The organism is Martelella sp. UBA3392 (genome assembly GCF_002358775.1).
Taxonomy (GTDB): domain Bacteria; phylum Pseudomonadota; class Alphaproteobacteria; order Rhizobiales; family Rhizobiaceae; genus Martelella; species Martelella mediterranea.
The window spans coordinates 1-639 of record NZ_DEPM01000284.1; the positions used below are offsets into that span (position 1 = coordinate 1).

General features: G+C 65.9%; 1 protein-coding gene. It reads right to left on the reverse strand.

Annotated elements, in window-relative coordinates:
• A partial coding sequence (locus tag B4E36_RS22000) for a copper ion binding protein (RefSeq protein WP_345900826.1) occupies positions 1 to 546 on the reverse strand: 546 nt, incomplete at its 3' end.
• Between the last annotated feature and the right edge of the window lie 93 nt (positions 547 to 639).

Below are 639 nucleotides of genomic sequence, written 5' to 3' on the forward strand. Positions count from 1 at the left end.
CAGCACGAACAGCGGCAGGGTGAAAATCAGCGCCACCAGGAAATCACGCTTCAGCGCGGCCTGCTCCTTCGCCCTGATATCCGCGTGGGTCTCGGTTTCGGCGGTGGCATCGGTGATACGGCGCGGGATGTAGCCGGCCCTCTCGACGGCGGCCATCAGCGCGGCGCTATCGGCGGCAGCCTCGATGGTCGCCCGCTCGCTTGCAAGGTTCACATGCGCCGAGACGACGCCGGGCACGGCCATCAGCGCGCGTTCGACATTGCCGACGCAGGAGGCGCAATGCATGCCCTCGATGCCGAGTTCGACGGTCTCGATCGCCACGCCATAGCCGGCCTTGCCGATCGCAGCGATCACGTCGCCGGCGGCCTTCGGATCGTCCAGCGTGACATCGGCCGTCTCGGTGGCGAGGTTGACGGAGACCGCCGAAACGCCCTCCACCCGGCCGACGACCCGCTCGACGCTGCTGACACAGGAGGCGCAGGTCATGCCCGTCACCGGAAGGGTGATGTGGGCAGGCTTGTTTGATTTCGAGACGGTATGTTCCATACCCGCTTTCCTTTTTTGATCTCAGGCGCGCCGCTTGCTCCCATCAATCTCCCCCCTTGAGGGGGAGATGCCCCGACAGGGGCAGAGAGGGGT